Origin of the sequence: Aestuariibacter sp. GS-14, from assembly GCF_006494365.1 — a bacterium.
GTDB lineage: Bacteria > Pseudomonadota > Gammaproteobacteria > Enterobacterales > Alteromonadaceae > Alteromonas > Alteromonas mangrovi.
Window position 1 is genome coordinate 153,570 of sequence record NZ_VHIP01000002.1, and the last position, 25,307, is coordinate 178,876.

21 protein-coding genes and 1 tRNA gene are annotated in these 25,307 nt (G+C 47.7%); 9 read left to right on the forward strand and 13 right to left on the reverse strand.

Annotated features, from left to right (window positions below):
* Positions 1-13: 13 nt before the first annotated feature.
* Positions 14-1,666 carry a LysM peptidoglycan-binding domain-containing protein gene (locus tag FJ444_RS03820; RefSeq protein ID WP_140956602.1) on the reverse strand — a complete coding sequence of 551 codons (1,653 nt, stop codon included), beginning with the start codon at positions 1,664-1,666 and terminating at the stop codon, positions 14-16.
* 123 nt (positions 1,667-1,789) lie between these two features.
* Positions 1,790-2,584, reverse strand: a complete 795-nt coding sequence (gloB, locus tag FJ444_RS03825; protein ID WP_140956603.1) for a hydroxyacylglutathione hydrolase — start codon at positions 2,582-2,584, stop codon at positions 1,790-1,792.
* Positions 2,585-2,688: 104 nt separating this feature from the next.
* Between gloB and FJ444_RS03830 the strand changes: the two genes are divergently transcribed.
* Positions 2,689-3,438 carry a class I SAM-dependent methyltransferase gene (locus tag FJ444_RS03830; RefSeq protein WP_140956604.1) on the forward strand — a complete coding sequence of 250 codons (750 nt, stop codon included), beginning with the start codon at positions 2,689-2,691 and terminating at the stop codon, positions 3,436-3,438.
* Positions 3,439-3,734: 296 nt separating this feature from the next.
* Positions 3,735-4,223 (forward strand): hypothetical protein, encoded by a 489-nt coding sequence (locus FJ444_RS03835; protein ID WP_140956605.1) that lies wholly within the window; start codon positions 3,735-3,737, stop codon positions 4,221-4,223.
* A 76-nt stretch (positions 4,224-4,299) separates the two neighbouring features.
* On the opposite strand, the gene metG is transcribed toward FJ444_RS03835, so the two are convergent.
* A complete protein-coding gene (gene metG / locus FJ444_RS03840; RefSeq protein WP_140956606.1) occupies positions 4,300-6,345 on the reverse strand; it encodes a methionine--tRNA ligase in 2,046 nt (681 codons plus the stop codon).
* A gap of 110 nt (positions 6,346-6,455) precedes the next feature.
* On the opposite strand from metG, the gene apbC reads away from it, so the two are divergent.
* The 3 genes from apbC (at position 6,456) to FJ444_RS03855 (ending at position 10,616) form a co-directional block, all read left to right on the forward strand.
* Positions 6,456-7,562, forward strand: coding sequence for an iron-sulfur cluster carrier protein ApbC (gene apbC / locus FJ444_RS03845; protein WP_140956607.1), 1,107 nt, complete (start codon positions 6,456-6,458; stop codon positions 7,560-7,562).
* Positions 7,563-7,729: 167 nt separating this feature from the next.
* Complete coding sequence (gene dcd, locus FJ444_RS03850; protein WP_140956608.1) at positions 7,730-8,320, forward strand: dCTP deaminase; 591 nt, start codon at positions 7,730-7,732, stop codon at positions 8,318-8,320.
* A 238-nt stretch (positions 8,321-8,558) separates the two neighbouring features.
* Entirely contained in the window at positions 8,559-10,616 is a 2,058-nt protein-coding gene (locus tag FJ444_RS03855; protein WP_140956609.1) for a glycoside hydrolase family 97 protein, read from the forward strand.
* 107 nt (positions 10,617-10,723) lie between these two features.
* Here FJ444_RS03855 and FJ444_RS03860 read toward each other — a convergent pair whose 3' ends face one another.
* The 3 genes from FJ444_RS03860 to FJ444_RS03870 all read right to left on the reverse strand — a co-directional run bounded on the left by FJ444_RS03860 (position 10,724) and on the right by FJ444_RS03870 (position 15,323).
* Positions 10,724-13,573: a TonB-dependent receptor domain-containing protein gene (locus FJ444_RS03860; RefSeq protein ID WP_181405052.1), complete on the reverse strand. Its 2,850-nt coding sequence runs from the start codon at positions 13,571-13,573 to the stop codon at positions 10,724-10,726.
* A 136-nt stretch (positions 13,574-13,709) separates the two neighbouring features.
* Complete coding sequence (locus FJ444_RS03865) at positions 13,710-14,681, reverse strand: FecR family protein (protein ID WP_140956611.1); 972 nt, start codon at positions 14,679-14,681, stop codon at positions 13,710-13,712.
* 75 nt (positions 14,682-14,756) lie between these two features.
* A complete protein-coding gene (locus FJ444_RS03870) occupies positions 14,757-15,323 on the reverse strand; it encodes an RNA polymerase sigma factor (protein ID WP_140956612.1) in 567 nt (188 codons plus the stop codon).
* A 216-nt stretch (positions 15,324-15,539) separates the two neighbouring features.
* Between FJ444_RS03870 and FJ444_RS03875 the strand changes: the two genes are divergently transcribed.
* Both FJ444_RS03875 and FJ444_RS03880 read left to right on the forward strand, forming a co-directional pair.
* Positions 15,540-18,299 (forward strand): TonB-dependent receptor, encoded by a 2,760-nt coding sequence (locus FJ444_RS03875; RefSeq protein WP_219993871.1) that lies wholly within the window; start codon positions 15,540-15,542, stop codon positions 18,297-18,299.
* A gap of 170 nt (positions 18,300-18,469) precedes the next feature.
* Positions 18,470-18,546: transfer RNA gene (locus FJ444_RS03880), tRNA-Pro, on the forward strand.
* 388 nt (positions 18,547-18,934) lie between these two features.
* Here the strand turns inward: FJ444_RS03880 and FJ444_RS03885 are convergent.
* From FJ444_RS03885 to FJ444_RS03890, 3 genes are all read right to left on the reverse strand, one after another.
* On the reverse strand, positions 18,935-19,078 hold the full coding sequence (locus tag FJ444_RS03885; protein ID WP_140956614.1) for a CCRG-2 family RiPP: 144 nt from the start codon (positions 19,076-19,078) through the stop codon (positions 18,935-18,937).
* A gap of 10 nt (positions 19,079-19,088) precedes the next feature.
* Positions 19,089-19,217: a hypothetical protein gene (locus tag FJ444_RS21590; RefSeq protein WP_255053199.1), complete on the reverse strand. Its 129-nt coding sequence runs from the start codon at positions 19,215-19,217 to the stop codon at positions 19,089-19,091.
* Positions 19,218-19,581: 364 nt separating this feature from the next.
* Positions 19,582-20,325, reverse strand: coding sequence for an RNA methyltransferase (locus tag FJ444_RS03890; protein ID WP_140956615.1), 744 nt, complete (start codon positions 20,323-20,325; stop codon positions 19,582-19,584).
* Between the two features lie 151 nt (positions 20,326-20,476).
* Between FJ444_RS03890 and rlmE the strand changes: the two genes are divergently transcribed.
* Positions 20,477-21,097: a 23S rRNA (uridine(2552)-2'-O)-methyltransferase RlmE gene (gene rlmE, locus FJ444_RS03895; protein ID WP_140956616.1), complete on the forward strand. Its 621-nt coding sequence runs from the start codon at positions 20,477-20,479 to the stop codon at positions 21,095-21,097.
* 30 nt (positions 21,098-21,127) lie between these two features.
* Here rlmE and fdxA read toward each other — a convergent pair whose 3' ends face one another.
* A complete protein-coding gene (gene fdxA, locus FJ444_RS03900; protein WP_140956617.1) occupies positions 21,128-21,451 on the reverse strand; it encodes a ferredoxin FdxA in 324 nt (107 codons plus the stop codon).
* Positions 21,452-21,634: 183 nt separating this feature from the next.
* Here fdxA and FJ444_RS03905 point away from each other — a divergent pair, with 183 nt between their 5' ends.
* Positions 21,635-23,254 (forward strand): NAD(P)/FAD-dependent oxidoreductase, encoded by a 1,620-nt coding sequence (locus FJ444_RS03905; RefSeq protein WP_140956618.1) that lies wholly within the window; start codon positions 21,635-21,637, stop codon positions 23,252-23,254.
* A gap of 63 nt (positions 23,255-23,317) precedes the next feature.
* Here FJ444_RS03905 and ylqF read toward each other — a convergent pair whose 3' ends face one another.
* The 3 genes from ylqF to FJ444_RS03920 form a co-directional block, all read right to left on the reverse strand.
* Positions 23,318-24,319 (reverse strand): ribosome biogenesis GTPase YlqF, encoded by a 1,002-nt coding sequence (gene ylqF, locus FJ444_RS03910; RefSeq protein WP_140956619.1) that lies wholly within the window; start codon positions 24,317-24,319, stop codon positions 23,318-23,320.
* A gap of 61 nt (positions 24,320-24,380) precedes the next feature.
* The gene (locus FJ444_RS03915; protein WP_140956620.1) at positions 24,381-24,731 is read right to left on the reverse strand and encodes a YacL family protein; all 351 of its coding nucleotides are present in this window, start codon (positions 24,729-24,731) and stop codon (positions 24,381-24,383) included.
* Between the two features lie 8 nt (positions 24,732-24,739).
* Positions 24,740-25,261, reverse strand: coding sequence for a YgjP-like metallopeptidase domain-containing protein (locus FJ444_RS03920; RefSeq protein ID WP_140956621.1), 522 nt, complete (start codon positions 25,259-25,261; stop codon positions 24,740-24,742).
* Positions 25,262-25,307 lie beyond the last annotated feature (46 nt).

Consider the following 25,307-nt stretch of genomic DNA (forward strand, 5'->3'; position numbering starts at 1 on the left):
GGTTACCTGATCCTTAGCCAACGTTTTTAAGGCGGGTCACGTCAACATGCAACGTAAGTTTTTGCCCCGGTTGCAGATATTTATCCGGGTTCAGCTTATTCCACTTGGTAATATCACTGGTGCGCAAATTAAATTTTTGCGCAATGCGGGCCAGCGAGTCGCCACTCTTTACTGTGTAGGTAAGTGTGCGCATGATAGCGTCGCGTTTTTGTTCATCGTTGGCTTCATTTACCCAGATAACCAGGTTTTTTCCCGGCATAAGTGGATCGGTAGGCGCCATGCCATTCCATTTTGCTAACGAACGCGTGTTCACGTTGTATTTACGGCTGATATCCCACAGGGTATCACCTGATTTCACTTCATGAGTAAGCTGATAACTGCCGCGTTTCTGGTTTTGTGTGTTAACCAGTCGCTGATCTTCCGACAACGAATAGGCATCCAGCTTTTTTAGCGCAACGGGCACCATTATGTGCTCACCTACGCGGATCATGTTGTCCTTCATTTCGTTTACACTTTTGATTACGTCAACCGTAGTGTGGTATTCCTTAGCAATTTTTAACAGGCTATCGCCCGATTTTACTTTGTGACGCACCCAGTTTAAGCGGTCATTTTGCTCAACGTTTTCCAACGCTTCTGAAAAGCTGTCTGCTTTGTCTAATGGCAATACTAAGCGATGTGGACCTTCGGGATCGGTAGCCCATCGGTTAAAGCCCGGATTCAGTGCGTGTAGCGATTTTAAATCCATGTCGGCCAGCTGAGCGGCAAAAGCCAAATCAACTTGCGAACCAATATCGACAGTAGTAATCACGGGTTCATTTTCTACTTCAGGCCACTCAAACTCATAATCATTCTGATTTTTCAGAATGTCTGCCAGGGCCAATAGTTTTGGCACATAAGCACGTGTTTCCTTGGGCAAGTCCAGCGACCAGAAATCAGTAGACTTACCGGCTTCTTCATTGCGCTTTATGGCTTTTCCAACACGTCCTTCACCACTGTTATAGGCTGCCAGTGCATGCAGCCAGTCACCGTCGAACATGTCATTCAAATAAGTGAGGTAATCCAGTGCTGCATCGGTTGATGCCACTACATCCCGGCGGCCGTCGTACCACCAGGTTTGCTGAATACCAAAGCGAGATGCGGTACCCGGAATAAATTGCCACATGCCCGCCGCTCTGCCATGCGAATACGCAAACGGATCAAAGGCGCTCTCCACAATTGGCAACAACGCCAGTTCCAGAGGCATTTCACGTTCTTCAATTTGCTGCACAATATAGTGAATAAAAGGTTTGGCGCGCTTGGATACGCGTTCCATATACGCCGGGTGCTTTAAATACCAATCGCGTTGGATGGCAATGCGCTCATTGTCGGGGATGTCAAACTGAAACTGATTACTGGCTCTTCGCCACACATCAGACACAATGCCGGGTTCAACGTCATCTAATGTTTGATCTAAATCCACCTCCACTTCTTCCGAAGGGTGCATCACTTCAATCACGCCTTCGTTAGCCAGTTCGCAGTCGGCCTGATCGTTAATGTCGGTATGGGCTATTTCACACGTGGTGCGGTTGTCTGATAGTGCGGTATCTTCATGATCCGGGCCTGTTAACTGACAGCCCGCAAGCAGCGACGTAACCATGATGGACAGCACAGACAACTTCAACTTCATGTAAAAACTTAACCTTTGATCGATTGAGGCAAACGCCAGTGTACGCAAATTGGCGATTTAATGCATCCCGTTGATTAACATCGCCTGTATTTTGAGCAAGAAATAGAACTAAAGATGAAGAACTTAAAAGTTATCTTTCCATTTCCTTAGCTGACTAAAGACGGCAATTTCATCTGAAAGTTCCGTATTGGCAAACTGACTGACGCTTTTTGCAACAGCTTCATTATCACAACGCAAAAACGGGTTGATTGCGCGCTGTGTGGCCAGATCGGTGGGCAGAGTGGGGCAATTATTGTTCCGGGTTGTGTTTACCCATTCAGAATACGCCTGTAGTTTGGGATTATCAGTATCGACCACCAGGGCAAACTTAACATTAGCCTGTGTATATTCGTGCGTACAATAAATGGCAGTAGCAGGTGGCAGGCGTTTAATTTTATTCAGTGAACGGTGCATTTGTTCTGCGGTGCCTTCGAACAACCTACCACAACCCGCTGCAAACAGCGTATCTCCGCAGAACAGGGCGTTGTGACCCACATATGCGATATGGTCCAGTGTGTGCCCCGGAACTTCCAATACCGAAAACTCACAATCAATGGCTGGGAGTTTTACCATGTCACCCTGAGCAACAGATTTAGTAATCCCACTGATATGCCCACCGCGGGGGCCAATAACGGGCAAATCTTTCACCGCGGCTGACAGAGATGCAATACCGCCGGTGTGATCGCGATGGTGATGGGTTATCAGAACGGCTGACAGGGTAAGCCCCTGTTGCCGGCAAAAAGCCAACACAGGGTCGGCATCACCCGGATCAACGACGATTGCATGCGAGTTGTTATGCAAACACCATATGTAGTTGTCGTTAAACGCCGGAATGGGCGTCACATTAACCTGTTCAGGAAATCCCGGTGTATTCGTCATGGCTTTTCAATGGTTGTATTTCAATAGCCAGATACTATAAAGTTGTGCTGTTGCATGCAACACGTGCAGCCCATTAAACCGTAAAGGATGTATTTCAGCGCCCTATGAAATCTGCGTTTCGTTCAAAACCGCCACACTATCCTCAACGCTGGTCTGAATTACCGGGAGGAGAAGAACTAAAACTGGTTATTCAGCAGGTATGTAATGAGCTCAGTCAGCGGGTATTTGGTTATCACATGCTGAAACTAGGCAATCTTAGCAGTGAATTGGTCCTGCCAGATTGTTCTATTCGCCATCACATCCAACAAACGCAAATAGCCTCAGAATTCTCCGGTATTATTACGCGCTCAGACAACCTGCCTTATGTGGAGAACAGTATTGATGGCGTGCTGTTGGCAAATGAATTGGATTTTGCGCAGGATCCTCACGAGATTTTGCGTGAGGTAGACAGGGTGATCACCGCTAACGGGTATGTGATCATCAGTGGCTTCAATCCCTTCAGTTTAACCGGAGTGGCGCGCTTTTTACCTATTAAAAACGGCAATGTACTGCATTCCGCGCGCTTCTTTTCTGCCGGTCGCATAAAAGACTGGTTACAACTATTGGGATTTGAAGTGGTTGAACACCGGCATATTTTATTTTCTATGCTGTTTGCCAGTCAGGCCGCTAAACAGCCTGCAGCATGGCAACAATGGTGCAGTAAACATTGCCCGTGGTGCTCATCTGTTTATGTGCTTCTGGCCCGTAAACGCACAATTCCTATGACAACCGTTAAGGCGAATTGGAAAGTAAAACCGCGTTTTTCAACCGTTGGCGCAAGTATGCGCGATGTAACGTCGCAAACGCGTTCTTAAAATTCTAATCGACGAGCGCAATTTTTCGGCATACGTACCTAATCTTTCTACATTCATCCACAATCTTTTAAATATCATCCCTGAGTTTCCTTCACAATTTTTCAAACGTCATCCCTAAGCTTCCTCTTGACGTCATCCCTAAGCTTCCTCTTGACGTCATCCCTAAGCTTCCTCTTGACGTCATCCCCGCGCTTTCATTTACCGTCATCCCCGCGAAGGCGGGGATCTTGTGGCATTAAACGCAAGAGTTATTGATTACCGCGTTGTGTTTGGGTAGATCCCGGGTCGAGCCCGGGATGACCGTATTTGGGGTCATCCTCAATTTTTCAAACGTCATCCCCGCGCTTTCATTTACTGTCATCCCCACGATGGCGGTGATCTTGTGGCGTTACGTGCAGAGGTTATTGATTACAGCGGTGTGTTTGAGTAGATCCCGGGTCGAGCCCGGGATGACCGTATTTGGGGTCATCCTCAATTTTTCAAACGTCATCCCCGCGCTTTCATTTACCGTCATCCCCACGATGGCGGTGATCTTGTGGCGTTACGTGCAGAGGTTATTGATTACAGCGGTGTGTTTAAGTAGATCCCGGGTCGAGCCCCGGATGACCGTATTTGGGGTCATCCTCAATATTTCAAACGTCATCCCCACGCTTTCATTTACCGTCATCCCCACGCTTTCATTTACCGTCATCCCCTCGCTTCCTCTTACCGTCATCCCCTCGCTTCCTCTTACCGTCATCCCCGCGAAGGCGGGGATCTTGTGGCAATGCTCGCAGGGTTATTGATTACAGCGGGGTGTTTGAGTAGATCCCGGACATGTCCAATGGACATTCCGGGATGATAAAAACCTGGCGGCTTTTATCACTTAACGCGCATACCTGGCTGGGCGCCTTCATGAGGTTCAAGTATGTAGAGTTGTTTACCGCCGGGGCCGGCAGCCAGTACCATGCCTTCTGACATACCAAAGCGCATCTTGCGAGGGGCCAGGTTGGCAACCACAACGGTATGCTTTCCAATCAGATCTTCAGGTGCGTAAGCCGACTTGATACCAGCGAATACCTGGCGGGTTTCACCACCTAAATCCAGTTCCAGGCGCAACAGTTTGTCGGCAGATTCCACATGTTCCGCCTTTGCAATGCGGGCGATACGCAGGTCAACTTTCGCAAAGTCGTCAAACGTAATGGTTTCACTGATTGGATCTTTTACCAGTGGACTGTTTGGATCGATTTTAGGCTTGGCTGTCAGGCTTTCTTTTGAAGCATTAACCAGGGCTTCAATTTTATCCATCTCTACCCGTTGCATCATGGGCTTGAATTTTTCGATAGCATGACCGGTAAGCACTGTTTGACTGCTTGCCCACGTTAGCGTGTCGTTCAGGAACGCTTCTGTTTTGTCTGCCAGAATGGGCAGCACTGGCTTCAGATACGTTACCAGAATACGGAACAGGTTAATGCCCAGTGAACATACGTCATGAGTAAACTGCTGTTTGCTTTCATCTTTAATGGTAACCCATGGTGCATTGGTGTCGATAAACTGGTTGGCTTTATCGGCCAGCGCCATGATCTCGCGAACTGCCTGATGGTACTTGCGCTTTTCGAATAGCGCCGCAATGGGCTCAGCAGCGTTTTGGAACTGGGCAACCAGCTCAGGCTCAAGTACGTTATCAGACAACTTTCCATCGAAACGCTTGGTAATAAAGCTGGCGCAGCGGCTGGCGATATTCACTACTTTGCCTACCAGGTCAGAATTCACTTTTTGTGCAAAATCTTCGAAGTTCAGGTCGATATCCGTTACGCCATCACCCAGTTTAGACGCGAAGTAGTAGCGCAGGTATTCCGGGTCCAGGTGGTCAAGGTACGTGCGGCCTTTGATAAAGGTGCCGCGAGACTTCGACATCTTCGCGCCGTTAACGGTAACGAAACCGTGAATGTTAACGCCAGTAGGCTTACGGAAACCCGCGCCTTCCAGCATGGCTGGCCAGAACAAGCAGTGGAAATAGGTGATGTCTTTACCAATAAAGTGGTAAAGCTCAGCGTCGGAATCTTTGTTCCAGAAGCTGTCGAAATCGACATTGTTGCTGTCGCAGAAGTGTTTAAAGCTGGCCATGTAACCAACCGGGGCATCTACCCACACGTAGAAAAACTTGTTAGGTGCGCCAGGAATTTCAAAACCAAAGTAAGGGGCATCACGGCTGATATCCCACTGTTGCAAGCCATCTTCAAACCACTCTTGTAGCTTGTTAGCCATTTCTTCCTGAATGGCACCCGAACGGATCCAGTCTTTCAACATGCCTTCAAACTGCGGCAGGTCGAAGAAGAAGTGCTCAGATTCTTTTAGCACTGGCGTCGCGCCCGAGACCACTGAACGCGGGTTCTTCATTTCTGTTGGGCTGTAAGTTGCGCCACAGACATCACAGCTGTCGCCGTTCTGATCGTCTGCATTACAGCTAGGGCAGGTACCTTTTACGAAACGGTCCGGCAGGAACATGTTCTTTTCCGGATCGAACAACTGGTTAATGGTACGCTTGCTAATATAGCCAGCGGCATCCAAACGGCGGTAAATCTCTTCGCAGTAATGCTGATTTTCCGGTGAATGCGTAACATAATAGTTGTTGTAATCAATATGGAAGTCGAGCAGGTCCTGATGATGCTCTGCGCGAGTTTGAGCCACCATTTCTTCCGGGGTGATGCCCAGTTCCTGGGCTTTTAACATCACCGGCGTACCGTGTGCATCGTCGGCACAAACACTGTAACATTCGTGTCCGCGCAGACGCTGGAAACGTGTCCAGATATCGGTTTGGATGTGCTCAAGTAAATGGCCCAGGTGAATGGAACCATTGGCGTAAGGTAACGCACTGGTTACCAGGATACGGCGCTTGCCTTGGAGAAGCTGACTCTGTTCTGACATAGACTATTATTGTTCGGCTTTAAGCTAATGGAAATGGCGCAAATACTAGCGGAAATGCGCTTTTTTTGCATTAAGTAATGTTGTAAAACCCTTAAATTTGCAGGTAACCCATGTTTTTTTCCGGTAAAGCTAAAAAACCTGACGCTGTGGTTCAATTTGTTGCTGAAAAACTGGCCAGCTATTTCTCAGTGGAAACGGCAGAGTCGGCTGGCTGGTGTCAGTTAAACGATAGGCATGTACAGATAACGTTTCCCTTTGCGTGCAAAACGCAGTGGCCAGACGTTGAAACGTATATACAACACGCGTTGAACGAATCAAAACACCATGGCTTTTCAGTAACGCTGAATCAAACCATTCAAAGTGGCCAAACCCTGAAGCCACCGGTTACCAATGTACGTAATATTGTGGCTGTAGCTTCGGGTAAAGGCGGGGTAGGAAAGTCAACAACCAGCATTAATTTGGCCTGTGCATTACTTCAGGAAGGCGCAACAGTGGGTATTCTGGATGCAGATATCTATGGCCCATCTGTGCCAATTATGCTGGGAAATACCCGTGAACGGCCGCAAACGGCTGATAACAAGCATATGCAGCCGCTTCAGGCGTATGGATTGGTAGCCAATTCTATTGGTTATCTGGTGCCAGCCGAAGATGCTGCCATTTGGCGTGGTCCGATGGCAAGCAAAGCACTAGCGCAACTGATAAATGAAACCCTGTGGCCAGTATTGGATTATCTGATTGTGGATATGCCGCCAGGCACAGGCGATGTGCAGCTCACCATGGCGCAGCAAGTGCCATTAACTGCCGCCGTTGTTGTGACAACGCCACAGGATCTGGCGTTGGCCGATGCCCAAAAAGGCATTGCGATGTTCAACAAAGTGAATATCCCGGTACTGGGACTGGTAGAAAACATGAGTTATTACCAGTGCACGGCCTGCGGCCACAAAGATTACATTTTTGCCAAAGACGGCGGGCAAGCGCTGGCTGAACGCTATGGATTACCTTTACTTGGCGCGTTACCGCTCAATACCACTATTCGTGAACACGCAGGCACTGGCAAGCCGTTGCTAGTGAGTGAACCGGACCATGTGTTGTCTGATGCTTATCGCGCCATGGCCAGAGCGGTGTCGATGCAGTTGGCATTAACCGTGCCAGTATCACAGCATGGTTCTAAACATATCAAAGGCGAACCCATCGCGTTTAATCCGGTAAATAGCTAGATAAAAGGGTTTTCGGATGGTTTGCATATGGCTCGCGAATAGCTCGCGGGGCGAAATAGCATTAATACAGATTGATTGACCGCAATGTGCACCGCATAATACGCACCCATAAGTAATCTATTGCCGTTAACGATTCACGTTATCAATAGCCAATACAGAGAAGTTCTATGCGTTTAAGCGATCGCGACATTTACGACCATTTGCAATCTGGCAAAATCCAGATTGATCCCCAGCCCGGCTACGAGCACATCAGTGGCGTAACAGTGGATCTGCGTTTGGGTAACAAATTTCGCGTTTTCGAAGATCACGCTGCGCCATTCATTGATTTAAGTGGACCGAAAGCCGAGGTTCAGGCAGCACTGGAATCGGTAATGAGTGACGAAATTGTATTGCCCGAAGGCAAGGCATTCTTTCTTCACCCCGGTGAACTTGCACTGGCAATCACCCATGAATCGGTGACGTTGCCAGATAACATTGTGGGATGGTTAGACGGCCGCTCCTCATTGGCGCGATTGGGATTGATGGTGCACGTAACCGCACACCGCATTGATCCGGGTTGGTCGGGCAATATCGTGCTGGAATTCTATAACAGCGGCAAGTTGCCACTGGCACTTCGCCCCATGATGAAAATTGGTGCGTTAAGTTTTGAAGTGTTAAGCCGTCCGGCTGAAAAACCTTACAATGCCCGCTTGGATGCTAAGTACAAGGGGCAAGCGGGCGCAGTGGCAAGCCGCATTAGTTCAGACTCCCAATCTTAAACGTTCGTTTTTTAAATTTATATTACCCCCTTTAATGTGCTGGTTTTGCGGATTGTAAAAACAGCACTCTCCATCTGTGTAGCCTTTATATGTTGCGGTGTCCAGTGCGTTTCTATAAGCAAACTCAATGGTCTTACTTGTTAAAATAATGTTTATTTGTTGCGCTATTTTCTTTACTTAATCGATTAAGTGTTCTAGTGTGTTATTCACTGTGAACTTAAAATGTTAAGAGAAACCTATGCGCGCACTATTGCTTATGAGCTGTCTGTTAAGCCCGGTACTGGCTGCGGCGGAGTTGTCAGTGTCATCGCCCGATAAATCGATTCAGTTTACCTTTTCGGATGACAGTGGCTTCGCTCAATATACCGTTACCTATAACGGTGATGAACTTATGCGTCCTGGCAGGCTAGGGTTCACCTTCGCGGAAGCAAAACCCATATACAAACAGCTTTTGTTGAAGGAAGTGAGCCGCGATAGTGTTAATGAAACCTGGGAGCAGCCCTGGGGTGAACAGCGATTAATCAACAATCACTATAACGAGTTAGTAGTGAAATTCAGTGAGAAAGGCGATGCAGACAACGCTTTTAACGTTCAGGTTCGTGTATTTGACGATGGTATTGGCTTTCGCTACCACGTAGATGCAGATGGCCCGCGCACTATTACTCGTGAAATGACCGAGTTTTCCATTGTTGATTCACATACCTCTACAGCCTATTGGATCCCCGGGCAGGGTTACGAGCGACAAGAATACCTGTATCGCGAAACCCGCCTGCAAGACGTGGATAAAGCCAGCACACCCATAACCATCAAACTGGCCAACGGCGTACATATGGCTATTCACGAAGCCGCGCTAGTGGATTATGCGGGTATGAGCCTGAATCACATGAATCTGGGCCGCTTTGAGGCCGATTTAGCCCCGCGCGCTGACGGTGCAAAAGTGCGTAAACAAGGCAGTTTCAGTACTCCCTGGCGTACTGTGCAAATTGCACCTACTGCAGCGGGTCTGATTAATTCTTATTTAACGTTGAATCTAAATGAGCCAAACAAATTAGGAGAAGTAGATTGGATCACACCGGGCAAATACATTGGTATTTGGTGGGGCATGCATATCCAGAAATATACCTGGGGCTCAGGTGAAAAGCACGGGGCTACCACTGAAAACACCATGATGTATATGGACTTTGCAGCAAAGCATGGTTTCGACGGTGTACTAGTAGAAGGCTGGAACGTGGGCTGGGATGGCGACTGGATCCAAAACTCTGAGTTGTTTTCCTTTACTAAAAGTTACCCCGACTTCGACATAAAGAAAATCACTGACTATGGCAAAAGTAAAGGAGTGAAGTTAATTGGCCACCATGAAACGTCGGGTGGTATCACGAATTACGAAAATCAAATGGAAGATGGCTTTGCCCTTTATGAAAGCTTAGGTGTTGAGCAGATCAAAACCGGCTATGTAGCGCACGGCCAAACCTTAAAGCGTACCGACGAACAGGGCATAAAGCGCTTTGAATTTACCGATAGCCAACCGGTAGTGAATCACTTTATACACAATGTAAGTACAGCGGCGAAGTACAAGATCAGCATTAATACCCATGAGTCGGTAAAAGACACCGGATTGCGCCGCACGTATCCAAACTGGATCGCCCGTGAAAGCGCCAGAGGGCAGGAATATAATTCTGGCTGGCAATCACCTAACCCGGCAGAGCACGTGCCAATGCTGGCGTTTACCCGTATGTTGTCTGGCCCGATGGACTTTACGCCAGGGATTTTTGACTTGGACTATCCACCTATTCAGGGCGGTACAGAAGAGCACGGACGCACAAAATACATGCGCCCACACACTACTATTGCCAAGCAATTAGCCGAGTACGTAGTTATTTACAGCCCTATTCAAATGGCGGCAGATCTGCCAGAAAACTACGAGGCCAAGCCTGCGCCATTCCAGTTTATTAAAGACGTTCCCACCGACTGGGAAAAGAGCATTGCGTTACAAGGTGAGGTAGGGGATTTTGTGGTGATTGCGCGAAAAGAAAAGCAGCATCGCCATTATTCAGGTAATGACTGGTACTTAGGTGCGATTACGAATGAAGACGCGCGCACGGTTAATGTGAAGCTGGACTTCCTTGAACCTGGTAAGACTTTTGAAGCGCAAATTTACCGCGATGCGAAAAGAACCGACTGGCAAACTAACCCCTACGAAATAGAGATTGTGAAACAAAACGTCACCAGTGCTGATAGCCTCAAGTTGTTCTTGTCGGCAGCCGGTGGAGCCGCAGTGCGATTTAAAGCGCTGTAGCACACAGATACGTGTTCGTGAGCCTGGACTCTCTCGCCGATTCGTCCCCATTGCGGCGGGGGAGCCGGGCTCACAATCTCTGTTTTCAAACAAAGCAGATCAAAAGCCTACCAATTTACCTGAATACTCAGGCTGAATCGGCTGCCGTACTCTTCAAGCTTCATTAATGCTGTAGCATATTCGCTTTTGTAGTAGCGTGCTTTTACTTCATTAAACAGATTATATAAATCCATTCGCAGTTGTACGTTGTTGAACTGATACGCAAGGCTGGCATCGACGCTGGTAAAATCATCTACCCAAATATCGGCATTATTTGAAGTGTCCCGAATTTCAAGGTAGTCACTGCGATAATTAATATTGACCGCACCCTGTAAACCTTCAATACCCCACACCCAGCGAAGATTACCAGAAATGTCAGATACCCCTTCTAAATTAAAGGTTTCCGTTTGGTGATTGTTGTTAAATTTGCCCTGCTGATCAACCCAGGTAGCGGATAGCGATAACATATTCTCGGTTAACACACCGGGAGCAAAGGACGTTGTTGCACTGAATTCAACGCCGCCAACACGCGCTGAATTATTATTGGATTGGGTAAGCAATGAATACGACAGTCCATTGTAAATAAGCGTTTGTTCGCGCGGCGCAATATAGTCTTTCAGGTGCTTTGAAAATAGCATTGCGCTGGCGTTAAGGGACGGCGTGACCACACTTATTGACGTTGAAAAATTTATTGCGGTGATGGGTGTTAAATAGGGATTGCCACCTTCAGCGTAGGGCAGGCCGCTGGAATTGACATGTAATTTGGGATTTAAGTACGCGTAATTAGGACGAACCAATGAGCGGGTAATACTGCTGCGCCAATGCCATAGAGAAGACAACTGCCATTGCATGCTTAGTGCTGGCAACCAGTGATGATAATGCGTACGGGTATTAATAGGTTCAACCGCCGCTTGTTTAATCCCGTAGCCGCTGGATTCGCTTTGGGTTGAAGTGTATCGCAATCCTGCTACCAGCGTGATTTCGCTGCCGTACCAACTGGTGTTGAGGAATCCTTCCCTCATTAAAAGGGTAACGCGATAGCTATTAAGCAGATCATTGGTTGTCGACGGCCCAAAAGCCAGCGAGTCACTGAACATGTCAATAATATCCGGCGCCGCCAGCAACCAGTCTGGTGTCACCTGTTTGGCAAAACTGGCCTCAAATGAGGAGGGTAGCGCTTCGTAGTAATTGCGGTTGGCTGGATCCAGGGTGGCAAGCAGTTGTTCTGACAGTTGAATATCCTTTCGGACATACTGGTGTTGTTGGCGGGTTTGTAACAGCCCGGAATCTACCTGCCAGGTATGTTCATGTGGCGTGATACGAGTGTTAATACCCCATTCATCCACGCGATTAGAGACGTTGAGTAATCGTTGGCTGATTTTTGAAAAATGTGAAAACTGAGATGGCTCCACCGGGCTAGATTGTATTGTGAGCTGCTCCAGCGTGTTTGCCGATTGTGCAAAAGTGACTGTCGCCGGCACAAGTGCAACATGCAGTCGGGTAATGGGTGTCTCAGTAGTACTTGCTGCCTCACTTAAACTTGCAAAAGGCATGAGCGAAAGCTCGCCTTTTTTTAACTGTTTGGTGAGTGTGCCGTCAAATTGCCAGGTATTATGCAAATAATTAAGCGTAGACAGTTCTCTTGAGGACTTCACATCAGCCTGTTGATACCTGGCCTGACTCAATGCCTGCTGACTCACTCCGAGTGATTCGGGAATTGCGGTAGAAGACAGAGGGTTAACACCCAGGCGATGTTCGTCAAAGTCGAAATTAGTGTTGGAGTGCAACCACTTTATAGCCCATTCTTGCGTGAAAATGTCGTTCGGTAGCGAAGCAGGCTGCCAGTGTACCGACAAGTAATGGCTTAGCCTGGAACGATCTTCGTTCTCGATGGTAAGTGCCATGCCGCCTGTGGGTACCATGGTTTCAGGTGCCAAATCATCATAATGATATTGCGCAAGGCTGCCTCCATTGTTTCCCCAATTCCAGGACTCATACTGATATTGCCGCTGATTGCGCTTTTGAATACTCAGCGTGGAAATAACTCCCAGCGTGCTGTGTTCATTCTTCCAGTGGCTATTTAACGAAATAGCAGGTTCGGCTGTAAATTCACCTTGTAACCAGGATGCGCCCACCTTGAATTCCACGCCATTCTGAGTGTGAAGAAGGGGATTGTCGCCCAGAATATTGGCTACGGCACCAATTGCGCCGGATGGCATTGTGACATCGGCAGATTTAACCAGTTCAACGGCAGAGAAAACACCGGCACTTAACGTATCGAAACGGTACAGCGTACCTTGCTGCGTGCTGTTGCGCACGTTTTCTGTGTTGGCAATTCGCCGCCCATTTAACAGCGTTTGCTGATATTCCGCGCCCAGGCCCAGCGCGGTAATGCTCAAGCCCTCGCCACGATCCCGGCTAATATTTAAACCGGAAAACACCTGCATGGACTCGGCTAAATTTTCCGCTGGCAGCGCTTTTAACATGGCACCCACCAGGTAGTCTGATTCCTCAGGCCTGCGTTGCTTCATTGATAGTGCGGTTGATTGCGCCTGCGTATAGTGAGTGTCGAGAGTTTGTAGAGCTACGCTAGTGGTTTTTCCCACTACGGTAATTTCTTCTAGCTCGGATTGTTGCGTACTTGAGTCTGTGGTGTGCAGAGATACAGGATCCGGAAAAATACTCACACCAGCATCGGAAATCCGAAATGTCATATCGGTGTCGGCTAACACAAATGTTAGCGCTTCCGACAGGGTAAAATGCGCCGGCGCTGGGCGATGATGAAATGTTGCCAGGGCCTGGGCATTAAACGCAATCGGCCGGTTATGCTTGATGGCGAGCGCCTTAACAATACTACTGGTTGGCTGCAGCTCGGGTTGCTGGGCAATTGAGTAGCCGGTTAAAAAAACATAAACCACAAGGGTGACACAGGCTTTACTTCTAAATAGCTTATAAAACCAGCCAGAGCAGATCATGGTGATAAACAAAACACGACAAAATTAAAGACGTAAACAGTCTCGGTCACTTTAGTGAACTCTTTATGAAACCATATAGTTAATTGGTCGCAGCTAACTGAAAGCTGTCGGAATATTCTGTGAAAGTGAGGTTATTCACCTCACTAATTAACCGCAAAGCCCCGCCAACATCGCGCGTATTAAATTTACCACTCACTTTTAGCGAATGAATGCTACCGTTGAGCACAACGGGCTTGCTGCTGTAACGATTGAACAGGTATGCCGCTTCCGACAATAGCATGTTGTCGCAGGTTATCCAGCCCAATTGCCAAGACGGTTGCTCGGTTTCTACTGCATGGTGATTCATCGACTGCGCGGTTACTTGCACGCCGTCACCCTTCAGCAGCGTTTGCTGTTGGTGTGTATGCTGGTTTTCTACTGAAACCTTGCCATGAAATACGTCCACCCATACGCTTTGCTGGGTTTTATTTACGTTGAAACGGGTGCCCAAAACTGTGATGTCGGTTTGCGCCGCCGTTACTGTAAATGGCCTTGTTTCATCGCGTTTAACCGCAAACAGCGCCTCGCCCCGGGTTAACAAAGCATGGCGCGAGGTTGTTGTACTGCTATAAACTAATTGAGAATGGGCATTTAAATGCACTTCGGTACCATCGCTTAACGTAACAACGGTTGGGCTATCGGTTTCATAGGTTTGCGACACCGAATGGTTGCTTGCAATGCGCTGTTGTGCCGCTTCCGAGCCCGCTTCATTCGATGTATACACCGTTAAACTCCCTACCAGCAGCGCGAAGGCGGCAACCGAGGCCGCCATTGCCCAATAGCGCAGCATTGATGGTTTTTCTGGTTTGGTCGTGTGAATTACCGGTGTGGTTACTACTGGTTCGGATGGTGCTGAAGCTTTAGTTTGCTGTGAAACTGACAACAAGGCTTCAGTTAATGCGGCATCTTGCCATATGTCACGACTCAATGAATCCTGCTGGCTCAGCGGCTCCTGGGTCATAGACCCGGCGTTTTGCGTTCCCAGGGCTGAGTTTGGCGGCGTTGTTGTCATGCAATGTAAACCTGTTAATGATATGAGGTGTTGTTACTTACTGTAATAACGATATGAACTGAATAAAGGGGACGTTTATGTGCATTTTTCTGCATAACGCTTCTCAATTTCCCGTTTTAATTCATCTAGTGCACGAGTGATGTGTTTTTTCACCGCTTCTTCCGTCAGATTCATATCCCGCGCTATGGCGTCTCTCGATTCACCGTGCAAACGCCGGCGAATAAAGATTTCCCGGCGTTTCGGTGACATGGCCGATACCACTGCCTGATAAATTTGCACACGCTCCTGGTGTTCCAGCATGGTTTCCAGCGCTTCAGATTCCAGTAGATAGTCGGTTTGTTCATCGTCAGGTAAGGCATCCGGTAGTCGCTTTTGCTCACGCTGAAAGTCAATGATCAGATTGCGAGTGATGCGATACCCATACGCTAGCGGGCTATCTATCTGCTCGTCCCAGTGTTTACCCAACACCCTTACCAATAAACGCTGAAATACATCTTCAACATCGGACTCCTGTGGCACGGACTTGCGGATATATCCCTTTAAGGCGTGTTGATTGGCAATAAAACACGACACCAGTTCCCGGTGTGTGTCACCAGACACATTGGGATGGACGGAAGTGGATGGATCCTGAACTAACTGCATAAAACAGGTGGCCTGAAAAAGTGCTCATTGGGCTGTAGACGCGCATTGTAGCGCGAAGGGGACGACTTTTTTCATGACAATTTGATGACAGTTAACTCACTGAATTGCGTAACAAAACCTTCATATAAAAAGTTGTCCCCGGAAAAGCAAACCCATCGTCCTGATAGCCGACACGACATTGATGTCCTGAATTTTATAACTCACTGGAACACACAAATGAACAAAATGATTTTTGCGCTTTCTCCAATCGCGCTGGCGATGACAGCCACGGTTGCACTCGCTCAGGATACAAACGGGTCTGAAGAACAGGCCATGGAAGAAATAGTAGTAACCGGAAGCTATGTGAAAAGCCTTGAGAAGGCGATTGATATCAAGCGCAGCAGCATTGGCTTCTCAGATTCCATTGTTGCATCAGACATTGCGGACTTCCCTGAGCAAAACCTGGCTGAAGCCTTGCAACGTATGCCTGGTGTAACGATTGAACGCAATAAGGGCCTGGGTCAAAAAGTTAACGTACGTTCATTGCCGAACGAATTTACCTTTGTCTCGATAAATAATCTGGCAACAGCATCGGGAAGCGGTGGGCGCGATGTACAATTTGATATGTTTGCCTCTGAAATCATTCAAAGCGTCACCGTGAAAAAATCACCCACTGCCGCAGACGAGGAAGGTGGTATTGCCGGTAATGTACAAATTACCACGGCTCGCCCATTTGATTACACTGGTCGCAAATTAGTAGGCTCTGTAGAAGGTGCTTATAACGACATTTCGGAAGAAACCGATCCGAAAATTTCCTTCCTGGCCAGCAACACCTGGGACAAATTTGGTGCGCTGTTTTCATTTTCTCACTCTGAGCGCACAAACCGCACCGACTCTAACTCCGGCATTAATTTCCGCCCATTGTCGCGTTGGTTATCTAAATCAGGGAGCGGTCAGTGGCAATCTGATCAAGCAGCTGATGTATTGGCGCGCGATACCGGTATTGTGATTAATGATCGCAAAGACAGCGATGAAACCAGCCGGGTTGTGTTTATAGACAAAGACGGCAACCGCGCCTACCTGAACGACCAATCTAAGTGGGGCGCTACAGCATCGTTACAATACAAACCCGACAACAATTTAACACTGACATTTGATGCGCTGCTAGGCAGTTTTGACGACCACGAAGACGAATACGATGCAGCCGCCTATGCAGCATCAAGTATCTCAACACTGGAGCAAGTGCACGCATACGACAGTGACACTCTGGCCGACTATGGCATAACTATACTTTCTGATGTGTCTTATGCCGCCACTCAGCACGAATTTTTAAGTAAGGAAAACAGCAATAAAACTGATTACAGCCAATTTAGTTTGAACGTAGACTGGCGTTGGGGTGAGTGGGACATCAACGGTTTACTGGGATATTCGGGTGCTGAGAGAGATGCTGAAACCACCAATTTAAAACACACTGCCTATGCGCCTTCGCGCACTCGCTTCACCAGCACAGGTGCTGAAACTATCCCCAGTGACAACGAAAACACCATTGATATGTTTAACAGTCCTGAGTCGTACAGCTTTGATTATTACGAAGTGAATCGCGAAGCAATAAGTGACGACAAGTACGCCGCTCAACTGGATTTCAGTCGCGATTTAAATCTGGCCTTTATTCCCGCACTGTCTCAGGTGCAGTTCGGCTTGCGCTACACCGATAAATCCAAAGAGCGTGATTACGGTAGTAATCGCATTACGGGCCCGGCCGAAGGCGACAGCTCATGGAGTGGCACTCGCGTGTTAACCGACAGCCAGTTAAATACGCTGTCTGAATTAACCGGAGGCAGCGGTTTCCTGAGTGGTGTGGCCGGCAAAGCCGAATGGAGTCAGATTTCGAATCAATGGGCTCGCAGCAACCTGCGTTACAGTGGCTTTAGCGTAGATTTCACACCGAGTGAATTTTACCGCGTAGACGAAGAAGTGATAGCGCTGTACGCCATGACCAATTTCGAGTTTGATATAGCCAGTATGCCGGTGAATGCAAACGTTGGTGCCCGATACCTTGATACATCAGTATTGTCTTTCGGCTACCATCAGGTTCAAAACAGCGATGGTTCAACCGGATATACTCCTGAGCCTGTCTCAAAAGAAGGTAGCTATACCGAGTTACTGCCCAGCCTGAACCTGACTATGGAAATTACTGATGAGCTGGTATTTCGTGCCGCTGCATCGAAAACCCTTATGCGCCCGGCACTAACCGACCTGGCGTACAAACGCAGTGTAAGCCTGAATGAGTTTAAGTATCGCGATGGTAACCCTGATCTCAAGCCCACCTATGCCGATCAATGGGAAATGGGATTGGAATACTATATGGAAGAGGGCGGTATTCTGGCCGTGTCTTACTTCGAGAAAACCATTGAAGGCGTGGTGCGTGAAACGCTTACTGGCACGGTTGAAGGCGTTACAAAATATAACGACAACGGCACGGTAGATGGTGTGTACGATTTCGATGTATATCAAAAGGTAAATGCTGACGGTGCCTACGACGTAAGTGGTTTTGAGTTTATTGCGCAACTGCCATTTGGCCGATTCCATCAAGCGGCAGAGGGTTTTGGTATAAATGCCAACTTAACACTACTCGACACATCGCTTACCGGCGCATCTGATCTGGGTATTCCAACCCCACCAGAAGGGCTGGCAGATCAAACCTATAACGTAACCTTTTACTTTGAAAATGACCTGTTCGACGCACGTATTTCATATAACTACAAAGACAAATACGTAGAGTACATCGAGCGTGACATGTATCCGGTATATCGCGATGCTTATGGACAGTACGACATTTCGATGGGGTACAAAGTGACTGAACAGGTAAAAGTTACTCTGGAAGGCATTAACATTACCGACGAAGTTACCCAGGGATATACCATTAGTCCTGCGTTCCCGAGTATGTATGAAAAGTCGGGTCGCAGACTCACTCTAGGTGTACGCGGTAATTTCTAACCAGGTAAATGCGATTTACCCAAGCGCAAACGGCCGGATTTCCCGGCCGTTTTTCATTGCAAACAAACAAAAGCAGGCTTGGTTGCACATTTATCCAACAATCAATTCATTAGCCATATTTATGCGTTGCAATCGGATTAAAAATAAGTACACTTATCGACTCTTTCGGTCGGTGTGTAGCGCAGCCTGGTAGCGCACTGTCATGGGGTGTCAGGGGTCGGAGGTTCAAATCCTCTCACACCGACCAATCTCTCTCTTTCTAAGTGACACCCAACGGCTCTACCCCAAAAACGGGCAACACGTGTTTTGTTAAGCATTCCATCTCATCCTGTAACCGGCCAGCACTATAGATAACCACTCGAATTCCGTTATTTTCCTCGGCTCCAGATTGATAATGCTATTCTAACTCGTCAATTTAACTGCCTGATTCGGCAGAGCTCGGCCAAAACTAAAAATAGTAATCCTGCCATGAGTGAAAGCATGAAGTTATTGGATGCTGAATTTTCGGTGAACAAGCACCAGGTTGCATCCAATAAATATATCGATGCGGCCAGGTTAAATAAGCGTTTGGTATTTTTTATGTCCATGTTGTTCTCCTAAAGCCCCAGGCCACAATTAGCCTGGGTTTAGCTGCATTACCAATGGTTTTTATTGGTATTACCGTAAGTTGCATAAATACTGTCGCCAGCATTAGCTACCTCTGCGAAGAATGCGCCCAGATCGTAAAAAAAACCGCATCCTGCTACACTTTCTAACTCATCAATCGTTAGTTCTTTCATTTTATTACTCCTATCTGCGGTGATCAGAATAGCCTTGGTAAAACTCGTAAACAGCGTCTACAATCGCGACTGCAGCAGCAATTTTACCTAAAAGGCCACCAGTAACACTTTCTGCTTCTGTTGTTGATATTTCATACATAATTTGTATTCCTTTTTAAAATTCGACCTCAATTCGGTCAATATCAACCCTACTTGGATGTATGTTTCACCTCTACTGAACAAAGTATCGTTTTTCGTAAAAAAGAGGTATGTCCCGATTACACGTTGTTAGTACACCACCCTTTGGTCAAATGTTGAGGTGTGGCGATACCTGATGCTTACGAGAACAGTTCGGTGTTTGGAATATTGGAGGACGCTCTGGAGTGAATCACAGCATCATCTGCCGGAAGTAAATCGCAATTGAGTTAGGGGTATCAGTTACTTGCCAGAAAGCCGATGAAAAGGATTCAAGAACCCGACACTAAACTCATACGGTGCAGAGGTTTGTTTCTTTTTGAGTGATACTAACCCAATGCCAACTGATAAACACTGATCCCCACGGCTGAAGCCAAATTCAAAGAATCAATTTTGCCACTACCTGCAATGGTAAACGGCTCAGCATTAAAGCTTTGTAGCGCTTCGGCTGGTACGCCACGTGCTTCGTTGCCAAACAAATAGCATTCGAAATTGCCGAAGTTCGGGGTGTTTATGGCGTCGCCTTTTAAGTCTAAGTACGCGAACTGTTTAAATCGATCTGACAGTGATTCCAGGGTTACATCCAGTTCTACAGGCGTGTGAAATATAGCACCCATGCTCGCGCGCACCACTTTGGAATTGAACGGATCTACGCTGTTTGGGCTAAGCAGTAATCGAAAGTTACCGAACCAGGCCAGTGTGCGCAGTATGGTGCCTAAATTGCCGGGGTCTTGCACCTCGTGCAGGTAAATACAGCGCTCACCGGCGGCAAGCGGTTTAATGGTGTGTTTGGAAGGGAGAGGCACGCAGGCAATCAGCCCTTGCGGGGTTTTGGTATCGCTAAGCTGGCTCATTTGTTTTTGCGTGACTACCGAAATGGTAAACGCACTGCCAAGGTTTCGCGCCCACTGCTCAAATTGTTCGGTTACGTAAAGGGTTATTGCTTGTTGTTCAGCAATGCCCGGATGCGCTTTCAACAGCTCCAGAATTAAATGTTCGCCTTCAACCAAATAATAACCAAATTGCGTGCGGTATTTTTTTTGATGCAGTTTTTTAACATCGTCAAGTTTCATGGGCGAATTCTGAACTGTTGGCGGTAACAAAGCGCGAATTGTACCGGTTTGGTGGCGCAATTGGTATCTTGCCGGGCGGTGAGGTTTTGCAAATCAGCGCTAAGCCATTACAATAGCGCCCTCATCGGAATTCTCAACGCAGCACATCAGAATGGCAAAATCGAAAACCAGTAAGAAATGGATGGATGAACACGTTAACGATATCTACGTGAAAAAAGCACAGATAGACGGATATCGTTCACGGGCCAGTTATAAGCTGATTGAAATCAACGAGAAAGACAATCTGTTTCGCACTGGTAGTGTGGTAATGGATTTAGGCTCTGCACCGGGTGGCTGGTCGCAAATTGTCGCGCCAATTGTAGGCGACAGTGGCCGGGTAATTGCCTCGGACATTCTACCAATGGCCGGTATAGTGGGCGTGGATTTTATACAGGGTGATTTTACCGATGAAGCCGTGTACGACCAGATCCTGCAAACCCTGGGTGACGAGAGGGTAGATACTGTGGTGTCTGACATGGCGCCTAATATGAGCGGGGTAAACACCGTCGATCAGTATGCCTCAATGTATTTGGTGGAACTGGCCCTTGATATGGCGCGCAATGTATTAAAACCAGGCGGTAGCTTTTGCGCCAAGGTATTCCAGGGCGTAGGTTACGATGAATACGTTAAAGACGTGCGTAGTTCGTTTGATAAAGTCATGGTACGCAAGCCCGCAGCCTCGCGTCCGCGCTCACGTGAAGTGTATTTGGTTGCCAAAGGTTTTAAAGGCTAACTTTACGCTTTGCCGTTCTCAGGCGAAACGTTACTTTTCTAATAACGGCAGCTTATCGGGCACGCCGTTCCATTCATCAGCGTCGGCTGGTGCCGGCTTTAACTGATTGATGTTCGGCCATTGCTGCGACAATTCTGCGTTTATCTCAAGATACACTTCCTGCCCGGGTGGCAAAGCGGTGTCCTGAAAGATGGCCTCGGCCGGACACTCGGGTACACACAATGCGCAATCAATACAAATAGCAGGGTCGATAGCCAGAAAATTTGGCCCTTCAAAAAAGGCATCTACGGGGCATACCGCAACACAATCCGTGTATTTACATTTTATGCAGTTGTCGGTTACTACGAAGGTCATTGGCGTATTATGCGTTATCCGGGTTAAACAGGCGCTAAGTGTAAATTAGCAAGCTTAAAAGACAAGTGTAAATGCACCAAATACTGCTAATTTGCGCCGTTAACTACCTATCTTATTGGATCTGTTTTAAAATGCGTTGCCCTGACGGAGAGGCCGTCCGGCAAGAACCAGAGTACCTGCCCCATGTTGCGATTAACGGACATCAAATTACCCCTGAACCACGAAGAACAAGCCATTGAAGCGGCTGTGTTAGCTACCCTTGGTATTAACGCTGACCAGCTGAATGCCATAAACATATTTAAACGTGGTTACGATGCGCGTAATAACAAAGATATTCAGTTAATTTACACACTCGATGTAGACGTGAGCAACGAAAAAGCCCTGCTGGAAAAATTTAAAAAGCAAACGCATGTTCGCCCGACGCCGGATATGCGATACAAGTTTGTAGCCACCGCGCCTGACAACTTAAGCGAACGCCCGGTAGTCGTGGGGCTTGGGCCGTGTGGTTTATTCGCCGCGTTAATACTGGCGCAAATGGGGTTTAAACCGATTGTGCTTGAGCGCGGCAAAGCGGTAAGAGAACGCACTAAAGACACTTTTGGTTTCTGGCGGAAACAACCGCTAAACCCTGAGTCAAACGTACAGTTTGGTGAAGGCGGCGCAGGCACATTTTCTGATGGCAAATTGTATAGCCAGGTAAAAGATCGCAAACATTACGGCCGTAAGGTATTGCATGAGTTTGTGGCAGCGGGTGCGCCTGCTGAAATTGAGTATGTAAGCAAACCTCATATCGGTACCTTTAAGCTTGTGAATATGGTGGAGAAAATGCGTGCTCAAATTATTGAGCTTGGCGGTGAAATTCGCTTTAGCACCAAAGTTGAAAAGCTGGATCTGGCAGCAACTGACAACGGCAATCAAATTAAAGGTCTGCATCTTTCTAACGGTGAATATCTGGCAAGCCGTTTTGTGGTACTGGCAATCGGGCACAGCGCGCGGGATACCTTTACTGCGCTGCACGAGCAGGGTGTGTACATTGAACCCAAGCCGTTTTCAGTTGGGTTTAGGATTGAGCACGAACAGAGCATGATTGATGCGTGTCGCTTTGGGGACAATGCAGGTAATCCTATACTGGGCGCGGCTGATTACAAGCTGGTGCATCATTGCAAAAACGGTCGCTCGGTGTACAGCTTCTGTATGTGTCCGGGTGGGACTGTGGTTGCGGCCGCTTCTGAGCCCGGCCGCGTAGTGACCAATGGTATGAGTCAGTACTCCCGTCACGAACGCAATGCTAACAGTGCAATTGTGGTAGGCATTACGCCAGAGGTAGATTACCCAGGACACCCGCTAGCCGGTATTGAGTTGCAGCGACGGTTAGAAGAAGCGGCCTATCGCGCCGGTGGTGAAAACTACAATGCGCCAGCGCAGTTAATTGGTGATTTCCTAGCCGGTAAACCCAGCAAAGAATTGGGCGATGTAACGCCGTCGTATACGCCGGGTATCACGCTTACTGATTTAAGCAAAGTAGTACCCGAATTTGTAACCGAAGCCATTCGCGAAGCGATCCCGGCGTTCGACCGCCAAATCAAAGGGTTTGCCAAAGCCGATGGCATGTTAACGGGTGTGGAAACACGTACTTCGTCACCAATTTGTATTAAGCGTACCAGTGATTACGAAAGTGTAAACGTGTCGGGCTTGTATCCGGCTGGTGAAGGCGCGGGTTACGCGGGAGGCATTCTGTCTGCCGGTATCGACGGCATTCGTGTAGCAGAGGCCGTTGCACTGGCAATGGTAGCGGCTAAGTAAGTTAGTCACCAACTCCGTCATCCCCGAATTTGCGTAGCAAATGTCGGGGATCTCAGCTAACAGCTACCGGCGCTTTTTCATCCGCTGGCTTTGTTCCTGGCGTTTTTGTTCACGCTGTTCTTTGCGGTCTTTTTTGTCTGGTGTGGCAGAGCCTTGTTTGAACCGCTCCTTGCGCTTGGCTTTGTCGGCTGCTTTTTTGGCTGCCACTTTTTCCATTTCTATTTTTTCTGCCGCAATCATTTCCGGGGTTTCAAGGGTGATTCGTCCCAGTTTACCCGCTTGCAATTCCGTGAGCAGGATTTCGCAAATTTTATGCAGGTTTACTTTGCCGCCACTCATAATAGCACCGCGCTTTTTGGCAGCAGCTTCCAGGAATTCCATTTCTGTTGGTGGGATCTCGTCCAGCTTGAAGCGTTCCTGCATTAACCCGGGATAGGCTTTAATTAAGTAATCCGCAGCGTAAAACCCTACATCATCAAACTCCATGGCGGTGTTTTTTACCGCGCCCGATGCAGCCAGGCGGTATATGGAATTGGGGTTTTCCAGTTTGGGCCACAGTACCCCAGGGGTGTCGAACAAGACAATGCCACTGCCTAAGTTAATGCGCTGCTGACTTTTGGTTACTGCCGGCTCGTTACCGGTTTTTGCAATAACCCGTTCGGCAAGAATGTTTATCAGGGTGGATTTACCTACGTTGGGAATACCCGTGATCATGGCATTAATTGACTTGGCCGACGCCTCTTTACTGGCACAAATCTCGCGTACCATCGACATAATCTGGCGGCTGGCTGCCGGATTATCGCTGGTGGTGGTAATGGTGGTTACGCCACGTTCACTCTCCAAATAGGCCTGCCACTGTGCAGTTAAATCCGGATCAGCCAGGTCAAATTTATTGAGTATTTTAAGGCACGGTGTCTCGCCCCGAATTTTTGCAATTTCCGGATTTTCACTGGAATAGGGAATGCGTGCATCGAGTACTTCAATCAGTATATCTACGTTACTGACAGACTCTTTTATTTCTTTCAGGGCTTTGTGCATGTGCCCAGGAAACCATTGTAATGCCACGTTTGCTGTCCTTTGACGCTAATTTGCCGCTAGTTTACTTTATTTGAGACGATTATGCCGGTTAACCGATAAAGGTCAGCCAGCTTTCGAGTAAATGTTTGAATTCTACCAGGCCACAGCCGGCAACCGGGCCGTCGATAGCATCGTCTTCAAACTCGCTATGCGCTAATTCGCTGTTATTCAAAAAAACATCCACTTCGTCATCTTCAATGACTAAGTGGTAGATTTTACCGGTATATTCGTAATGGCTTAATGTTCTGTTGAGTACTTGTTCCAGTTTAGCAATCAGTGCCGAAATAGCCGGTTTACTGGTGCCAATATCGTGGCTGAGCCAATCGCCAAAGGCTTCGGTTTCAATATCGCATTTGGCCAGTGGCTGGCCGGTTACGTCGGTAACAAAGTCAAAGTCCATAGCAAACCCTATGCAGAAGGTGGCGTGAACACAAAACCACTGTTGTCCAGCTCGGTAAGGTAAACGCGTACATCGAATTCAATTTGGTGATAGTCGGGCAGCATGTGCCTGCACAACTGATAAAACGCTTTGTTGTGGTCTTTTTCTTTTAAATGCGCCAGTTCGTGTACCACAATCATGTTTAAAAACGGCTCTGGCGTGTTTTTGAATAAATCGCTTACGCGCAGTTCATTCTTGCTTTTAAGCTTACCGCCTTGCACTCGGGATACATACGAATGTAACCCCAACGCGTGATTGACAATGTGGATTTTATTGTCGTAAACCACTTTACTCAACGGCTGGGTTTTCTTCATGTACTGATTTTTAATGTCCAGCGCGTAGTCACGCAATTCTTTATCGTTATTAATATTGTGCACGCCAGTGTAGCGTGAACGCAGCCAGTCACCCAATTGCTGAGCCTCAAGCATTTGCTGAATTTGATCCTGCAGGTGCTGAGGATAATGTTGTAAATAGGTAAGTGAGTTTGACATGATGCTTTAACTAACGGGTTATGGGTTTGCATTATACACGCGAATC